General features: G+C 73.2%; 9 protein-coding genes. 7 read left to right on the forward strand and 2 right to left on the reverse strand.

The window, feature by feature from the left end; genetic code table 11:
* Positions 1–33: 33 nt before the first annotated feature.
* From EDF32_RS14285 to EDF32_RS14305, 5 genes are all read left to right on the forward strand, one after another.
* Positions 34–3,834, forward strand: a complete 3,801-nt coding sequence (locus EDF32_RS14285) for a nitrate reductase subunit alpha (RefSeq protein ID WP_123309230.1) — start codon at positions 34–36, stop codon at positions 3,832–3,834.
* A complete protein-coding gene (gene narH, locus EDF32_RS14290; RefSeq protein ID WP_123309231.1) occupies positions 3,834–5,534 on the forward strand; it encodes a nitrate reductase subunit beta in 1,701 nt (566 codons plus the stop codon). The genes EDF32_RS14285 and narH overlap by 1 nt, the downstream gene beginning before the upstream one ends.
* The gene (narJ, locus tag EDF32_RS14295; RefSeq protein WP_233565941.1) at positions 5,531–6,319 is read left to right on the forward strand and encodes a nitrate reductase molybdenum cofactor assembly chaperone; all 789 of its coding nucleotides are present in this window, start codon (positions 5,531–5,533) and stop codon (positions 6,317–6,319) included. The genes narH and narJ overlap by 4 nt, the downstream gene beginning before the upstream one ends.
* Positions 6,316–7,065, forward strand: a complete 750-nt coding sequence (gene narI, locus EDF32_RS14300; protein ID WP_123309232.1) for a respiratory nitrate reductase subunit gamma — start codon at positions 6,316–6,318, stop codon at positions 7,063–7,065. The genes narJ and narI overlap by 4 nt, the downstream gene beginning before the upstream one ends.
* Positions 7,066–7,137: 72 nt before the next feature.
* On the forward strand, positions 7,138–8,724 hold the full coding sequence (locus EDF32_RS14305) for an HNH endonuclease signature motif containing protein (RefSeq protein ID WP_123309233.1): 1,587 nt from the start codon (positions 7,138–7,140) through the stop codon (positions 8,722–8,724).
* A gap of 198 nt (positions 8,725–8,922) precedes the next feature.
* On the opposite strand, the gene EDF32_RS14310 is transcribed toward EDF32_RS14305, so the two are convergent.
* Both EDF32_RS14310 and EDF32_RS14315 read right to left on the reverse strand, forming a co-directional pair.
* Positions 8,923–11,070 carry a GDSL-type esterase/lipase family protein gene (locus tag EDF32_RS14310; protein WP_158614112.1) on the reverse strand — a complete coding sequence of 716 codons (2,148 nt, stop codon included), beginning with the start codon at positions 11,068–11,070 and terminating at the stop codon, positions 8,923–8,925.
* 169 nt (positions 11,071–11,239) lie between these two features.
* Positions 11,240–11,770 (reverse strand): MogA/MoaB family molybdenum cofactor biosynthesis protein, encoded by a 531-nt coding sequence (locus EDF32_RS14315; RefSeq protein WP_123309235.1) that lies wholly within the window; start codon positions 11,768–11,770, stop codon positions 11,240–11,242.
* 116 nt (positions 11,771–11,886) lie between these two features.
* Between EDF32_RS14315 and EDF32_RS14320 the strand changes: the two genes are divergently transcribed.
* Both EDF32_RS14320 and EDF32_RS14325 read left to right on the forward strand, forming a co-directional pair.
* Positions 11,887–12,792, forward strand: a complete 906-nt coding sequence (locus EDF32_RS14320; RefSeq protein WP_123309236.1) for a trans-aconitate 2-methyltransferase — start codon at positions 11,887–11,889, stop codon at positions 12,790–12,792.
* Positions 12,793–12,923: 131 nt separating this feature from the next.
* Complete coding sequence (locus tag EDF32_RS14325) at positions 12,924–16,523, forward strand: LamG-like jellyroll fold domain-containing protein (protein ID WP_199734953.1); 3,600 nt, start codon at positions 12,924–12,926, stop codon at positions 16,521–16,523.
* The last annotated feature ends 27 nt before the right edge of the window (positions 16,524–16,550 follow it).

A 16,550-nucleotide genomic window follows, 5' to 3' on the forward strand; every position in this document is an offset into this window, starting at 1 on the left:
TCCGCACCGCGCGCCACGTCCGATGGAGGCCGTATGTCGCAGTCCACCGTCCCTGCCGGCACGGGAAAGGCCTCTGCGGACGGACCGGGAGGGCTCGAGGGGGCGCTGCTCGGCCTCGGCAAGCACCTTCGCCCCGGCACGGTCTCCCCGGACATGCGGCAGCTCTTCCTCCAGGGCGGACGCCAGGGCGACGTCTTCTACCGGGACCGCTGGTCGCACGACAAGGTGGTGCGCTCCACCCACGGCGTGAACTGCACGGGCTCGTGCTCCTGGAAGGTCTACGTCAAGGACGGGATCATCACGTGGGAGACGCAGCAGACCGACTACCCGTCCGTCGGTGCGGGCTCCCCGGAGTACGAGCCGCGGGGCTGCCCGCGCGGTGCGGCGTTCAGCTGGTACACCTACTCGCCCACACGCGTGCGCTACCCGTACGTCCGCGGCGCCCTGCTCGAGGTGTACCGGGCGGCCAAGGCGCGGGTCGGCGGCGACCCGGTGCGCGCCTGGGCCGCGGTGACGGGCGACCCGGAGACCGCCCGCCGCTACAAGAGCGCCCGCGGCAAGGGCGGGCTGGTCCGCGCGTCGTGGGACGAGGCGGCGGAGATCGTCGCGGCCGCGCACGTGCACACGATCAAGGAGTACGGGCCGGACCGCATCGCAGGCTTCTCGCCGATCCCTGCGATGTCGATGGTCTCGCACGGCGTCGGGTCGAGGTTCGTCACGCTCCTCGGCGGCACGATGCTCTCCTTCTACGACTGGTACGCGGACCTGCCGGTGGCCTCGCCCCAGGTGTTCGGCGACCAGACGGACGTGCCCGAGTCCGCCGACTGGTGGAACTCGACGTACTGCATCATGTGGGGGTCGAACGTCCCGGTGACCCGCACCCCGGACGCGCACTTCATGGCGGAGGCGCGGTACCGGGGCCAGAAGGTCGTCACGGTCTCGCCCGACTACGCGGACAACACGAAGTTCGCCGACGAGTGGCTCGCCGTGCACCCCGGGACGGACGGGGCACTGGCGCTCGCGATGGGGCACGTCATCCTCTCGGAGTTCCTCGTGGCCCGGCGCACCCCGAGGTTCGTGGACTACCTGAAGCGGTTCACGGACTCGCCGTTCCTCGTGACGCTCGTCCCGCGTGGCACGGACGGCACGTTCACACCGGGAAAGTTCCTCACCGCGGCGGACCTGCCGGCGCACGCCGGCACCGCCAACGCGGCGTTCAAGACGGTCCTGCTCGACGCGGACGGGGCCCCTGTCGTCCCGAACGGCTCGCTCGGCCACCGGTTCGGCGACGCGGACGCGGGCGCGTGGAACCTCGAGCTGGGTGACGTGGACCCCCAGCTCTCCCTCGCCGACCTCCCGAGCACGACGCGCAGCGCGGCGGTCGAGCTGCCGCGCTTCGACCTGACCCCCGCGCCGGACGACGAGACGGGCCGGCACGTGGGCGGGGCGGGGTCGCTCGTGCGGGGGGTCCCGGTCCGCGAGGTCGACGGGCACCTGGTCACCACGGTCTTCGACCTCCTGCTCGCCCAGTACGGCGTCACCCGCCCCGACCTCGAGCTGCCGGGCGAGTGGCCCACCGGGTACGACGACGCCGACGCGCCCGGCACCCCGGCCTGGCAGGAGGCGTTCACGGGGGTCGACGCGGGGCAGGCCGCGCGCATCGGCCGGGAGTTCGCGCAGAACGCGGAGGACTCGGGCGGGCGCTCGATGATCATCATGGGTGCGGGGACCAACCACTGGTTCCACTCCGACACGATCTATCGGGCGTTCCTCGCGCTGACCACGATGACCGGCTGCCAGGGGGTCAACGGTGGCGGCTGGGCGCACTACGTCGGCCAGGAGAAGTGCCGGCCGGTCACCGGCTGGGCCCAGTATGCGAACGGCCTCGACTGGAGCCGCCCGCCGCGGCACATGATCGGCACCGCGTTCTGGTACACGTCCTCCGACCAGTGGCGCTACGACGGGCTGCCGGCGTCGTCCCTCGCCGCCACGACCGGGACGGGCATGTTCGAGGGGCGTACCACGGCGGACTGCCTCGTCGAGTCGGCGCAGCGCGGCTGGATGCCGAGCTACCCGCAGTTCGACCGCAACCCCCTCGACCTCGTCGACGAGGCCCGCGCTGCGGGCAAGGACCCTGCCGAGCACGTCGTCGACGAGCTCCGGGCCGGGCGCCTGCGGTTCGCGGTCGAGGACCCGGACGACCCGGTGAACTTCCCGCGCTGCATCACGATGTGGCGCGCCAACGTCCTCGGCTCGTCGGGCAAGGGCAACGAGTACTTCCTCAAGCACCTGCTCGGTGCGGACTCGGCGGTGCTCGCCGAGGAGTCCGGCCCGGGGCGGCGCCCGTCGACCATGGTCTGGCGCGAGGACGCCCCCGAGGGCAAGCTCGACCTGCTCACGACCATGGACTTCCGGATGACGAGCACCACGCTCTTCTCCGACGTCGTGCTCCCGGCCGCCACCTGGTACGAGAAGCACGACCTCTCGACCACCGACATGCACCCGTTCGTGCACTCGTTCAACCCGGCGATCAACCCGCCGTGGCAGACCAAGACCGACTTCGCGACGTTCCACCTGCTCGCGCAGAAGGTCTCCGAGCTCTCGGTCGAGCACCTCGGGGTGCGCGAGGACCTCGTCGCCGTGCCGCTGCAGCACGACACCCCGGACGCGATGGCCGTGCCGCACGGCACCGTCGAGGACTCGGGCGTCGGCGTCACCGGCCGCCCGCTGGTCCCCGGCGTGACCATGCCGAGGCTCGTCGTCGTCGAGCGCGACTACCCGGCGCTCGCGGCCCGCATGGCGGCGCTCGGGCCGCTCGCCGTGCGCGCCGGCATGGCCACCAAGGGCGTCACGTACCACCCGGACGTCGAGGAGCGCACGCTCGGCGAGGTCAACGGGCTCGTCCCCTCGGGTCCCGCGGCGGGCCGCCCGCGCCTCGACAAGGACATCCACGCGTGCGAGATGATCCTGGCGCTCTCCGGCACCACGAACGGCCGGCTGGCGACCCAGGGATTCGAGGAGCTCGAGAAGCGCACCGGCGTCGAGCTCGCCGATCTGAGCCGCGACGAGCAGGGCAAGCGCGTCACGTTCCCCGACGTCCAGTCCCGCCCGACGACGGTCATCACCTCCCCGGAGTGGTCCGGTTCGGAGCACGGCGGGCGCCGGTACACGGCGTTCGCGGTCAACGTGGAGCGCCTCAAGCCGTGGCACACCCTCACGGGCCGCCAGCACTTCTTCCTCGACCACGACTGGATGACCGAGCTCGGTGAGCAGCTGCCCGTGTTCCGCCCGCCGCTCGATCTGCACCGCCTGTTCGAGGGCGATCGCGCCCCGGGTGACACCACGCCGTCGGGCGCCCCGGGGAGCGAGGGCCAGGCCGAGGTGGCCGTGCGCTACCTGACGCCGCACTCGAAGTGGTCGATCCACTCGGAGTACCAGGACAACCTGTTCATGCTCTCGCTCTCGCGCGGCGGGCCGAACATCTGGATGTCCCCGCAGGACGCCGCGAAGATCGGGGTCCGGGACAACGAGTGGATCGAGGCCTACAACCGCAACGGGGTCGTGGTGGCGCGGGCGGTCGTCAGCCACCGGATGCCCGAGGGCACGGTGTACATGTACCACGCGACCGACCGTACGGTCGACGTCCCGCTCGCCGAGACGTCGGGACAGCGCGGCGGGATCCACAACTCGCTGACCCGGATCCTGCTCAAGCCGAGCCACCTCGTCGGTGGGTACGCGCAGCTCTCCTTCGCCTTCAACTACCTCGGCCCCACGGGCAACCAGCGCGACGAGGTCACCACGATCCGCCGCCGCAGCCAGGAGGTCACGTACTGATGAAGGTCATGGCTCAGATGTCGATGGTGATGAACCTCGACAAGTGCATCGGGTGCCACACCTGCTCGGTCACGTGCAAGCAGGCGTGGACCAACCGGGCCGGCACCGAGTACGTCTGGTTCAACAACGTCGAGACGCGGCCCGGGCTCGGCTATCCGCGGACCTACCAGGACCAGGAGCGGTGGCAGGGCGGCTGGGAGCTCTCGAAGCGCGGCAGGCTCAAGCTCCGCGCCGGTGGCCGCTGGTCCAAGCTCGCGCGCATCTTCTCCAACCCGAAGATGCCGTCGATCGACGACTACTACGAGCCCTGGACGTACGAGTACGACATGCTGCTGTCCGCCCCGCAGGGCGAGCACACGCCCGTCGCGCGGCCGAAGTCGCTCATCTCGGGCGAGGACATGAAGATCGAGTGGTCGGCCAACTGGGACGACGACCTCGGCGGGTCCACGGCGACGATGCAGGACGACCCGGTGCTCAAGCACATGTCGGAGCACGTCGCCGAGGAGCTCGAGCAGACGTTCATGTTCTACCTGCCGCGCATCTGCGAGCACTGCCTGAACCCCGCCTGCGTCGCCTCGTGCCCGTCGGGCGCGATGTACAAGCGGGTGGAGGACGGCATCGTCCTCGTCGACCAGGACCAGTGCCGCGGCTGGCGCATGTGCGTCACCGGCTGCCCGTACAAGAAGGTCTACTTCAACCACAAGACCGGCAAGGCCGAGAAGTGCACGCTCTGCTACCCCCGCATCGAGGTGGGCCTGCCGACGGTCTGCTCCGAGACGTGCGTCGGGCGCCTGCGCTACCTCGGTCTCGTCCTGTACGACGCCGACCGGGTCACCGAGGCCGCGGCGGTGCAGGACGAGCACGACCTGCTCGAGGCGCAGCGCTCGGTGTTTCTCGACCCGAACGACCCCGAGGTGATCGCCGGTGCGCGCGCCGAGGGCATCCCCGACGACTGGATCGACGCCGCCCAGGCGTCGCCGATCTGGGCGCTGATCCAGCGCTACCGGGTGGCGCTGCCGCTGCACCCCGAGTACCGCACGCTCCCGATGGTCTGGTACATCCCGCCGCTCTCGCCGGTGGTCGACGTCGTCGGCAGCTCGGGGAACGACGGCGAGGACCCGCGGACGCTGTTCGCCGCGATCTCCCAGCTGCGGATCCCGCTCGAGTACCTCGCGGGCCTTTTCACCGCGGGCGACACGGCGCCGGTCGAGCGCGTGCTGCGCCGGCTCGCGGCGATGCGCTCGTACATGCGGGACATCAACCTCGGCAACGAGCCGGACGAGCGGACGGCGGCCGCCGTCGGCATGACGGGTGGCGAGGTCCAGGAGATGTACCGCCTGCTGGCGATCGCGAAGTACCAGGACCGCTACGTCATCCCCACCGCCCACCAGGAGATCGCCCGCGAGCTGGAGGAGATGAGCTGCTCGCTGGACTTCGAGGGCGGTCCCGGGATGGGCGGGGCGGGGCCGTTCGGCTCTTCGAGCGGCACTCCGGTGCCGGTGGCGGTCGAGAACTTCCACGCGCTGAAGTCCCGGCAGACGGCGGACCGGCCGAGCAGCCCGGGACGGGTCAACCTCCTCAACTGGGACGGCAAGGGCGACCCTGACGGCCTGTTCCCGCCGCGGGAGGGCCCGTCGTCCGCCCCCGGTCCCGAGCGGGGAACGGGCTCGGGCGACACGTCCTCGGACGGCCCGCGATGACGCCGCTGGGCGACGCGGGGCGGCACCAGGGCCTCAGGAGCCTGCAGATGCTGCCCCGGCCGACGCGCCGTACGCCGCAGCTGGACGCGCTCGAGCCGGTGCGGGTGACGGCCGAGCAGCGCCGGGCCACCCACATGGCCGCCTCGATCCTGCTGGGGTACCCCGACGCAAGTGTCCGGGGCGCGTCGGGCGCCGTGCGGGAGGTCACGGCGCAGCTGCCCGTGCCGGTGCGGACGCGGCTCGTGGCGTTCCTCGACGCGCTCGACGCGGCGGACGCCGCGGCGCTCGAGGCGCTCTACGTCCAGACGTTCGACCTCAAGCGGCGGTGCGCGATGTACCTGTCGTACTACGCGGCCGGCGACACCCGGCGGCGGGGGATGGCGCTCGTCCGGTTCGTCCAGGCGTACCGGGCCGCGGGGTGGGAGCTCTCGGGCGACGAGCTGCCGGACTACCTGCCGACGGTCCTCGAGCTGTCGGCGCGGTGCGGCGACCCGCGCAGCGACGAGGGACGGGTCGCTGCGGCGCTGCTCGACGCGCACCGCGAGGGCATCGAGGTGCTCCGCTCGGCGCTCGCGGCGCTCGCGAGCCCGTGGACCGGCGTGGTCGAGGCGGTGTGCCTCACGCTCGGGCCCGTCGACGCGGCCACCCGGGAGCGGGTCCTCGACCTGGTCACCTCGGGACCCCCGACCGAGATGGTCGGGCTGAGCGCGCTCGGTCCCCAGGAGCCCGGCCCGCTCCGGCCGTTCACGCCCGGTGGCACCGCTGCGGAGGAGGTCCGTCGATGACGAGCACCTGGAACGTCCTGCTCTGGGTCGCGTTCCCCTATGCGACGGCGGCGATCTTCGCCGTCGGCACCTGGTGGCGCTACCGCTACGACAAGTTCGGGTGGACCACGCGCAGCAGCCAGCTCTACGAGCGCCGGCTCCTGCGGCTCGGCTCACCTCTCTTCCACCTCGGTCTCCTGCTGGTCGTCCTGGGGCACGTCGTCGGGCTCGTGATCCCAGAGTCCTGGACGGAGGCGGTAGGCGTCTCGGAGGCGCAGTACCACTTCGTGGCGACGTGGATGGGCTCGGTCGGGGCGCTCGCCGTCGTCGCGGGTCTGCTGATCCTCGTCTATCGGCGCCGCACGACGGGGCCCGTCCTTCTCGCGACCACGCGGATGGACAAGACGATGTACGTCTTCCTCGGGGCGTCGATCGCGCTCGGCGCCTGGTCGACGATCCAGACGCAGATGCTCGCCGACGACGGCGGGTACGACTACCGCCAGACGATCTCGCCCTGGTTCCGCAGCCTCTGGTACTTCCAGCCGCAGCCCGAGCTCATGGCCGGCGTGCCGCTGCCGTTCCAGCTCCACATCGTCGCCGCGAGCCTGCTGTTCGCGCTCTGGCCGTTCACCCGCCTGGTGCACGCCTTCTCCGCGCCGGTGCCCTACCTGTTCCGGCCGTACCTCGTGTACCGCTCGCGGGATGCGGCGATCAGCTCGCGTCAGAACGCGCGCGGCTGGGACCCGACGGGGCGGCCCGACGTCTGAGATCAGGGCGGCGTCGCCCGGGCCTGTGGAGGGTGCCGGACGGGTGTCGGTGGCGGGTTCTAGTCTGTACATATGTTCGAACAGGGCGGGGTGGTGGTCGACGGCGTGGCGGAGTCCGCGGTCGAGGTCGCCTTCGCGCGGATCGTGGCGGGGTGGTGGCTGTCGGGTGGCGGGGACGCGGTGGGAACCTTTCCCGTGGAAGCGCCCGCGCCCGCGCCGGTGCACGAGCTGCTCCCCGGGCCCGTGCTCGCCGCGCGTCTCGCGGGTGGTGAGGTGTCGGGGGGCACGGACGAGGAGGTCGTGGACCGGATCGTGGCGTGGCAGCGGCTGGTGTCCTGGGCCACGGCCGCCCAGGCCGGGGACGTCGCCGAGCTCCTCGCACGCCGGCGGGGGTCGCGGGAGGCAGAGTTCGCGGTCGACGAGATCGCCGCGGCCCTGACCACCACCCGGGCGGTCGCGGCCCGCACCGTCGAGCTCGCCGTGGGCCTGCAGACCCACCCGACCGTGGGCGATGCGCTGGCCGCGGGGCGCATCTGTGAACGCCGCGCCCGGGTCCTGGTCGACGCCGCCCCGACCGTGCCGCTCGACGAGCGGGTGGCCCTGGTCGCGGCCCTGGTGAGCGAGGCCCAGTCCCTGACCGCGCCGCGGTTGCGGGACCGGGCCCGCCGGGCGGAGATCGAGCACGACCCGGCCGCGGCCCAGGCCCGCCGCGAGGGCGAGAAGCGCCGCCGCGGGGTGTTCTACGAACCGTTGCCCGACGCGATGGCCCGGATCAGCGCCTACCTGCCCGCCGAGGACGCCCAAGCCCTCTACCGCACCGTCGACGACCTCGCCCGCACCCTGCCCGCCGATGCCCGCAGCACCGACCAGCGCCGCGCGGACGCCCTGGTCGACCAGGTCTGCGGCACCCCCACCTACGACGCCGATCACCGCCCCGACAGTCCCGGGACCGCGGTGGAGACCTGCACCACCGACAGCTGCACCGCTGATGTCTGCGCCGGTCACACCGGCGCCCCCGCCACCAGCACCGGGCACCGACCGGGCAGCGGTGGCCGTCGGGGTGCGGGGTCCCGTGGGCGGGCGCGGGTGCTGGTGACGGTGCCGTTCACCACGCTCGCGGGGCTGGAGGACCTACCGGGCGAGATCGCGGGGTACGGGCCCGTCCCCGCGGACGTCGCACGGCAGATCGCGGCGAACGCGACCTGGACACGGCTGCTCACCGATCCCGCCGACGGGCGCCTCCTGGACGCCGGGACCAGGACCTACCGGCTCGCCCGGCCCCTGCGGGCCGCGGTCGAGGCCCGCGACATCACGTGCTGCTTCCCCGGGTGCCGGGTCCCGGCCGACCGGTGCGACCTCGACCACATCGACCCCTACGAACCCGACACCGCCACCGGCACCGAGCCCCAGACGCGGGCGTCCAACCTCCAGGCCCTGTGCCGCCACCACCACCGCCTCAAGACCCACGGCGAGTGGACCGTGACCACCCGACCCGACGGAACCACGACCTGGACCGCGCCCACCGGCCACACCTACGACCGACCCCCCGAACGCTACGACCACCCACCACACCCGGACGGTCCGCCACCCGACCAGCCCGGGCAACCCCCCGAACGAGCCGCCGAGCCCCCCGACCCCGAACCACCACCACCCTTCTGACGGCGGTTCCCGAGGAAGCGTCGAGGCGACGCCCGGCCTGAGCCGTTGTGCGCTGCCGCGGCGCGTCCTGATGCTAAGTGCTGGCCTCGAGTACCGGCGTCGACATCGGAGATGCGCTGATGCCCGGGGTCACCACCAGCCCTTGTGACAGCTTCGGACGCCGGACGCCGATGCCGATGCCGATGCCGATGCCGATGTTCAGCCGCAGCTGACCGCCGCGTACGGCTCCGCCACGGTCGCGGACGCCCCACCGGGCTGCGTCCCCGTGACGTAGACCGTCCCGGCCGACGTGGCCCCGCCCGGCGTCGCGTCGCGCACCTTGAACGACTGCGCCGCGCTGCGGCCCGAGGCCACCTGGGCGACCTCCTTCTCGCCGTAGGGGGTCGTGAGCCGCACGCCCACGGCGTCGGCCCCGGCGTTCTGCGCCCGGACCGCCACATAGGGCTGCGACCCCACGCACCGCGCCTGCGCGGTCACCTCGAGCCGGAGCCCGAGCGGCACCGCGTCGGCCATCGCCTCGTACCCGGCATCGTCGGGATGGAGGTGGTCCCCGGAGTCGTAGGCGGGAAGCATGCGGTCGGGGTCCGCGGGATCGCTCATCACCGAGTCGAGGTCGACGACCGAGTCGAACGCTCCGCTGGTGCGGATCCAGTCGTTCACCGCGTCCCGCACCCGCTCCTTCGCTGCGGAGTAGTAGCCGGCACCCTCGAACGGGAGGATCGTCGCCCCGACCACGGTGGCCCCCGCGGTGTGGGCGCGCGCGATGATCTGGCGATAGGCGTCGATCATCTGCTGCGGGTCGGTAACAACGGCGTTGCCGATGTCGTTGATCCCCTCGAGCACCACCACGCTGCTCACGCCGGGCTGGGTCAGCACGTCGCGGTCGAGCCGCGTCAGCGCGCTGACCCCCGCGCCGTCGGCGACCACCATGTTCCCGGAGATCCCGGCGTCGACCACCGAGAAGGCGGGCCTCTCGCCGAGGCGGTCGGCGAGGTAGTTCGGCCACCGATGGTTCGCGTCGACCGTCGAGAGGTATCCATCGGTGATCGAGTCCCCGAGCGCGACGACCGTGCTCGCCGGCGCGTCGGGAAGCACCGTCACGGCGTCCAGCCAGAACCACGAGGTGATCGTGTCGACGTACCGGGCCCCGGAGTCCAGCGCCGCGAGGTCGCCGTCGCCGTAGTAGGTGGTGGCCCGGGCGTCGGAGTGCCCCGTGACCTCCCCGGTGGCGCCCGCGACGTGCACGCTCACCGCGAGGTCGTCGCCCTTCCCGACGCTCATCGGCACGGCGTCGCTCGTCACCGATCCCCCGACGGGGACGGTGACCGCCCCGCGCCCGCCGAACATGGCGCGCCGGTTGGTCCCCGGGACGACATCGGCCCGCGACGCCCGCGCGCCCACGTACACGGCGTCGAAGGTCACGGGCACGGTCCCGTGCGCGTTCGAGAGCCGCAGCTGCACGCCCGAGCCGCCGACGGAGGTGTGCACGACGTCGCGCACCGTCTTGTCCGTGTACGGGCCGCCGAGGTGCTGGGCCGACCCGGTCCACGCGGCGACGCGCCCGTCGTCGGCCGGCGCGCCCGCGAGCGAGGCGACCTGCGCGGCGGACAGGGCACGGTCGTCGACCCGGACGTCGTCGACCGCACCGTCCAGGAAGTCGACCGCCCGTCCGTCCCACTGCGCCCGCCCGACGCTCAGGGTGCCCGTGGTCTCGACCCCGGTGCCGCCCGCCGCGGTCGCCTCGAGCCGACCGTCGACGTAGAGGGCGAGGGTCCCGCGCGCCGCGTCGCGGACGCCGGTGAGCTGGTACCAGCGCCCCGGCGCCACGGTCACGCCCGTGGCGATCGCGCGCGGCCCGCCCGGGAAGCTCATCGCGAACCCGGTCTGCCCGTTCGCGCTCCCGCTGTACTGGAGGAAGAAGGGGCTGCGCCCGTCGCGGCCGTCGGCCGCGACGGCGGTCACGTAGCCGCTCGGGAGCGCGTCCATCCGGACCCGCGCCGAGACGGTGTACGACGACGTCGTGTCGAGCGCGGGCACCGGCGCCGTCGCCTGCGCGGTCGCACCGTCGAGGCCGAGGGCCGTGCCGTGGGCCGTGCTGCCGGAGTCGACGAGGATCGCACCGCCGCCGAGCGTCGCCGGGCCGGCGAGCCCGGACGAGTCCGGGCTCGCGCTCCCGTCGACGGAGTCGAACGCCCACGCGCCGATCGGATCGACACCTATCGGACCGGCGCCGCCGGGCACGTCCGGTTCGGCGCCCGCCGGCCCGACGGGCCCGAGGGCCACGGCCGCCGCGAGCGCGACGCCCGCGGCGAGGGCGCGCGCTCCGGCGCGGCGGGTTGTGCGCAAGGGGTCACGGGACATCGTCGGTACCTTCTCCTCGTCGAGACGCTCGCCGTCGAGCGGGGTACTGCAGCGGGTGCGGCACGTGCCGCGCCCTGACCACGTGACGTGAGGATGACACCGTTGTCAGCGCGCGGCAACCGTCAGTGCGGCACCCGTCGCTGCTGGGCGTCGATCAGTGGTCGGCACCCTCGAGCTGGGCCAGCAGGTGCCCGAGCAGCGGCAGCAGCACCTCGAGACCGTCGCGGACGCCGCCCGTCGACCCGGGCAGGTTGACGACGACGGCGCGGCCGCCGCCCGGGACGTCCGCGACCCCGGCGAGGCCGCGGGACAGCGCCGCGGTGGGCACCTGATCGGCCCCCCGGCGCCGGATCGCCTCGGCGACGCCCGGGAGCTCGGCGACCAGGAGGCCGGCCGTCCCCTCGGGGGTCAGGTCGCGCGGCGAGACGCCGGTCCCGCCCGTGGTGAGGACGACGCGCGCTCCCGCGGCGAGCGCGGAACCGAGGGCCTCGCGGACGGACGCCACGCCGTCGGGCACGAGCGCGCGGCGCACGGCGAACCCGGCGGACGTCAGACCGTCGGCGAGGATCGGTCCCGACCGGTCCTCGGCCTCGCCGCGCGAGCAGCGGTCCGAGACCGTCACCACGGCGGCCGGCACGCCGGCGTGCTGGGTGCCGGCGTGCTGGCCGGGAGCGTCCGTCGTCACGGGTCCACCCTAGGCTGCGGGCCGTCGCCCGGACCGGCCGCGCGCACCCCAGGAACTTCTTGCGCAAGGCGCAAACTCTGATGCGCTCTCAGCACGTCGCGGGCTACGGTCGAACCATGGAACAGCACGCCCACAGCCACGCCCACGCCCACAGCCTCGCCCATCCCCACCGCCACGCCCACGCGCACGCGCACGCGCACGACCACGACGAGGGCGCGCTCGCCGACCTCCTCGACCTCGACGCCCGGGTCCTGCACGCCTACCTCACCGACGTGACCGGCTGGGTCCGCGAGCACACCGGAGCTCGCACGCCCCGGCGGATCGCCGACCTCGGAGCCGGGACCGGCACCGGCACCATGGCCCTCGCGCGGCGCTTCCCGCGCGCCGAGCTCGTGGCGGTCGACACGTCGCCCGCCATGCTCGAGCGGGTGCGCGCCAAGGCCTTCGCCGAGGGCCTGGCGCACCGGGTACGCACGGTGCAGGCCGACCTCGACACGGTGACCGACGCCGGCACCTGGCCCCTCGACGGACCCTTCGACCTCGTGTGGGCCGCGTCGTCCCTGCACCACCTCTCCGACCCGCCTGCCGGGCTCGCCCGCGCGAGGCAGCTCCTGGCCCCCGACGGCCTGCTGGTCGCGGTCGAGATGGACGCCTTCCCTCGCTACCTCCCGGACGACGTCGGCGTGGGCGAGCCCGGGCTCGAGGAGCGGCTGCAGTCGGCCGTCGACGCGACCCGCGGCGACATGGACCCCTTCCCCGACTGGGAACCGAGCCTCGCCGGCGCCGGCCTCGAGCTCGTCGCGCGGCGCACCTTCGCGACCACGGCGAGCGACTCACCCGCCCTGCGGCGCTGCGCCGCCGCCCACCTCGGCCGCGCCGCCGGTGCGCCCGGGCTCGACCTCGGCGACGACGACCGCGTCGCCCTCTCCGTGCTGCTCGGTGACGGCCCGCTCGGCCTCGCGCGGCGCGGCGACCTCACGGTGCACGGCACGAGGACGGCGTGGATCGCGCGTCGCGCCTGACAAATCCGCACACCGGCTGGTCGCCGCGGGCACACGAAGTTACAGTGGTGAACACAAACACCCGTGGCGACGGCAGCGTTGCACGCCTCCCGGGTGGGACGTAGTACTCCCGACGCCGTGAGGAACCACCCGTGAAACCTGCCCGTCCCCGACTCATCCCCCTGCTCCTGGCCCCGCTCACCGCGCTGGCGCTCGTGGCCGGCGGCGGGCTGCCTGCCACGGCGGCCCAGCCGGCCGCCGCGGCCCAGCCGGCCTCGGCCCATCCCACCGCGGCCCAGCCCGCGGCAGCCCCCGCGGACGACGACGACCCGAACGCCGAGCCCCACGGGCTCAAGGGCGAGTACTTCCGCATGTCCGCCCCGGGCGCCCGCGACTTCGCGGACCTCGGCGGCACCACGCTGGACCCCGAGATCAACGGTTCGGGCCTCGTGTCGAACTTCGAGCGCCTGACCGGGCAGACGGACGACGTCACGGTGCGCTGGACCGGGCAGATTACCGCGCCCGAGACCGGCGACTACACCTTCTACGCCATCGGCGACAACGGCTTCCGCCTGTTCGTCGACGGGAAGGCGGTCATCGACCACTGGGAGCCCGACTGGGACAAGGAGCAGACCAGCAAGCCCGTGCACCTCGAGGCCGGCGAGCGCCACGACCTGCGCCTCGAGTACTTCCAGGACGGCGGCGGCGCGAGCATGACCCTGCGCTGGTCCAGCGCCACGGTGGCCCGCCAGGTCGTCCCCGAGTCGGCCTACACGCCGCCCGCGGACTATCCCGTGTACCCCGTCGCCGCATCGCTCCCGGCCGACGGTCAGAGCGTGCGCCTCACCTTCACCGACGAGGTCGCCGGCCTCGAGGACCTCGCGAAGCACCTGTCCGTCGAGGCGGACACGATCGCGATGCCCGTCGGCGCCGTGACTCCCGCACCGGGCGCGCCGGACGCCGTCGTCGTCGCTCTGGACGAGCCCGTCCAGAAGTCGGCGAAGGTCCAGGTCGCGTACGACGGCGAGGGCTCGCTGACCGTGGGCGGTGAGCCGACGCCGCAGCTCATCCGGACCGCGACCAACCGGTCCACGCACCGCCTGCTCACCAGCTGGGGCGAGAAGCTCGACAAGGACCACCCGCTGCCGGAGTACCCGCGCCCGCAGAAGGTCCGCGACCGCTGGCAGAACCTCAACGGGCAGTGGCAGTTCGCTGCGGCCGCCGCGGGCGAGCAGCCCACGTTCGGCAAGTCGCTGGACGAGCGCATCACCGTGCCGTTCCCGGTCGAGTCCCAGCTCTCGGGCATCGAGCGCCACGAGGACCACATGTTCTACCGCACCCTCGTCGACGTGCCGAAGGACTGGAAGGTCGGGGACGACGCCGACGGCGAGCGCCTCGTCCTCAACTTCGGCGCCGTGGACAACGAGGCGACCGTGTGGGTGAACGGCGAGCTCGTCGCGAAGCACACCGGCGGCTACGACGCGTTCAGCGCCGACATCACCGATGCCCTGGTCGACGACGCCCAGCAGGAGATCGTCGTCGCCGTCACCGACACCACCGGCGTCGACCAGACCCGGGGCAAGCAGTCGCCGAACCCGAGCGGGATCTTCTACACGGCGTCGTCGGGCATCTGGCAGACCGTGTGGATGGAGCCCGTCGCGAAGGCCTCGATCGACGACCTCGTCACGACGCCCGACGTCGCCGACGGCTCGCTCACGCTCAAGGCCACCTCCGCGGGCGCGAGCCCCGCGGCCACGGTCACCGCGGTCGCGACGGACGCCGACGGCGCCGAGGTCGGCCGGGTCACCGGCCCCGTGGGCGAGGATCTGCGCCTCCCCGTCCCCGACCCGCGCCTGTGGTCGCCGGACGACCCGTACCTGTACGACCTCGCGGTCACCCTCGACGACGGCACCGGCGCCGGGGCGACCACCGACGACGTGACGAGCTACTTCGGCATGCGCACGGTGGGGATCCAGAAGGTCGGCGGCGTGCAGAAGCTCGTCCTCAACGGGAAGCCGATCTTCTCGCTGGCCATGCTCGACCAGGGCTTCTGGCCGGACGGGCTGTACACGGCCCCGAGCGACGACGCGATGGCGTTCGACATCAAGGCCCAGAAGGACCTCGGGTTCAACGCGATCCGCAAGCACATCAAGGTCGAGCCGGCTCGCTGGTACTACCACGCCGACCAGATGGGGATGCTCGTCTGGCAGGACTTCGTGCCGGGCGACTACACCGGTGACGCCGGGCGCCAGGAGTTCATGGACGAGGGGCTCGAGACCGTCCGCGAGCTGCACGACTCGCCGTCCGTCATCGGCTGGATCCTGTTCAACGAGGGCTTCGGGGAGTGGGACCGCGCAGCGACCGGACGCTTCGCGGACCAGGTGAAGGCCGCCGACCCGAGCCGCGTCGTCAACGCGCACAGCGGCGTGAACTGCTGCAGCTCGAAGGGCGACTCCGGCAAGGGCGACATCCTCGACCACCACGACTACATGAACACCGAGCCGTCGTTCCCCGACGCCACGCGCGCCGCGATGGACGGCGAGCACGGCGGGTTCACGCTGCCCACCCCGGGGCACCTGTGGCCCGGGGCCCCGGCCGCCGTCTACAGCGGCGTGCCCGACAAGGCGGCGTTCACCGCGAAGTACGTGCAGAACACCGAGCAGTTCTACCTCGACCGGGCGCGCGGCGACCTGTCGGGCTCGGTCTACACCCAGGTCACCGACCTCGAGAACGAGATCAACGGCTTCTACACGTACGACCGCAAGGTGCTCAAGGTCGACGCCGCCCAGGTGCGCGACGTCAACGAGCGCGTGATCGCCGCCGGTGCCGCCGCGGGCGCCGCGCCGGCCGGCAGCGGGCGCTGGTCCCTCGACGAGGGCACCGGCACCACCGCCGCAGACGCGTCGGGCACGAGCCCGCTCGCGCTGCGCGACGGCGCCGGCTGGGGCGAGGGCGTGCACGGGACGGGGCTCACGTTCGACGGCGACGGCGGATCGGCGGACTCCGCGGGGCCGGTCGTCGACACCACCGGCGACTACACGGTCTCCGCGTGGGTGACCCTCGGGTCGCTCCCGAGCAACTACGCGACCGCCGTGAGCCAGGACGGATCCCAGACCGAGAACCCGTTCTACCTCCAGTACGGGCAGGGCGCCTTCGCGTTCAGCACGCCCGGCGGCAAGCGCGCCACCCTGCGCACGACGCCGAAGCTCGACACCTGGTACCACCTCGTCGGGGTGCACGACGCCGCCGCCGGCAAGGTCCGCCTGTTCGTCGACGGTGTGCAGGCCGGGGAGGCCGCCGCGGCGCAGCCGGTCGCCAGCTTCGGCGCCTTCTCCGTGGGTCGCGGCGCGTTCAACCACCAGCGCGGCGACTTCTGGGACGGCTCGATCGACGAGGTGCAGGTCTTCGACCGCGCGCTCAGCGCGGCCGAGATCGCCCAGCTCCACGACGGCGACCAGCCGGGCGCGCTCGACGTGACGGCGACCGCCGTCGGCCGCTGCGTCGGTACCTCGCCCTACGTCGCGGTCCGCGCGGTCAACGGTGAGGACGTCCCGCTGGACGTCACCATCGCGACGGTGGCCGGCACCCGGACGTACGACGACGTGGCGCCGGGCAAGGCCGCGTCGCTCAGCGTCAAGGTGCGCGGGGCCATGGCCGACGGCGTGGCGACCGTGACCGCCCGTCCCTCGGACGCGTCGGACGCGCGGGACGCGACCGTCGAGGCGGAGTACGAGGCGGTGAGCTGCGGCTAGCCAGCCGTACGGACCGCGACCCGCAGG

The organism is Cellulomonas sp. PhB143 (assembly GCF_003752595.1).
Classification (GTDB): domain Bacteria; phylum Actinomycetota; class Actinomycetes; order Actinomycetales; family Cellulomonadaceae; genus Paraoerskovia.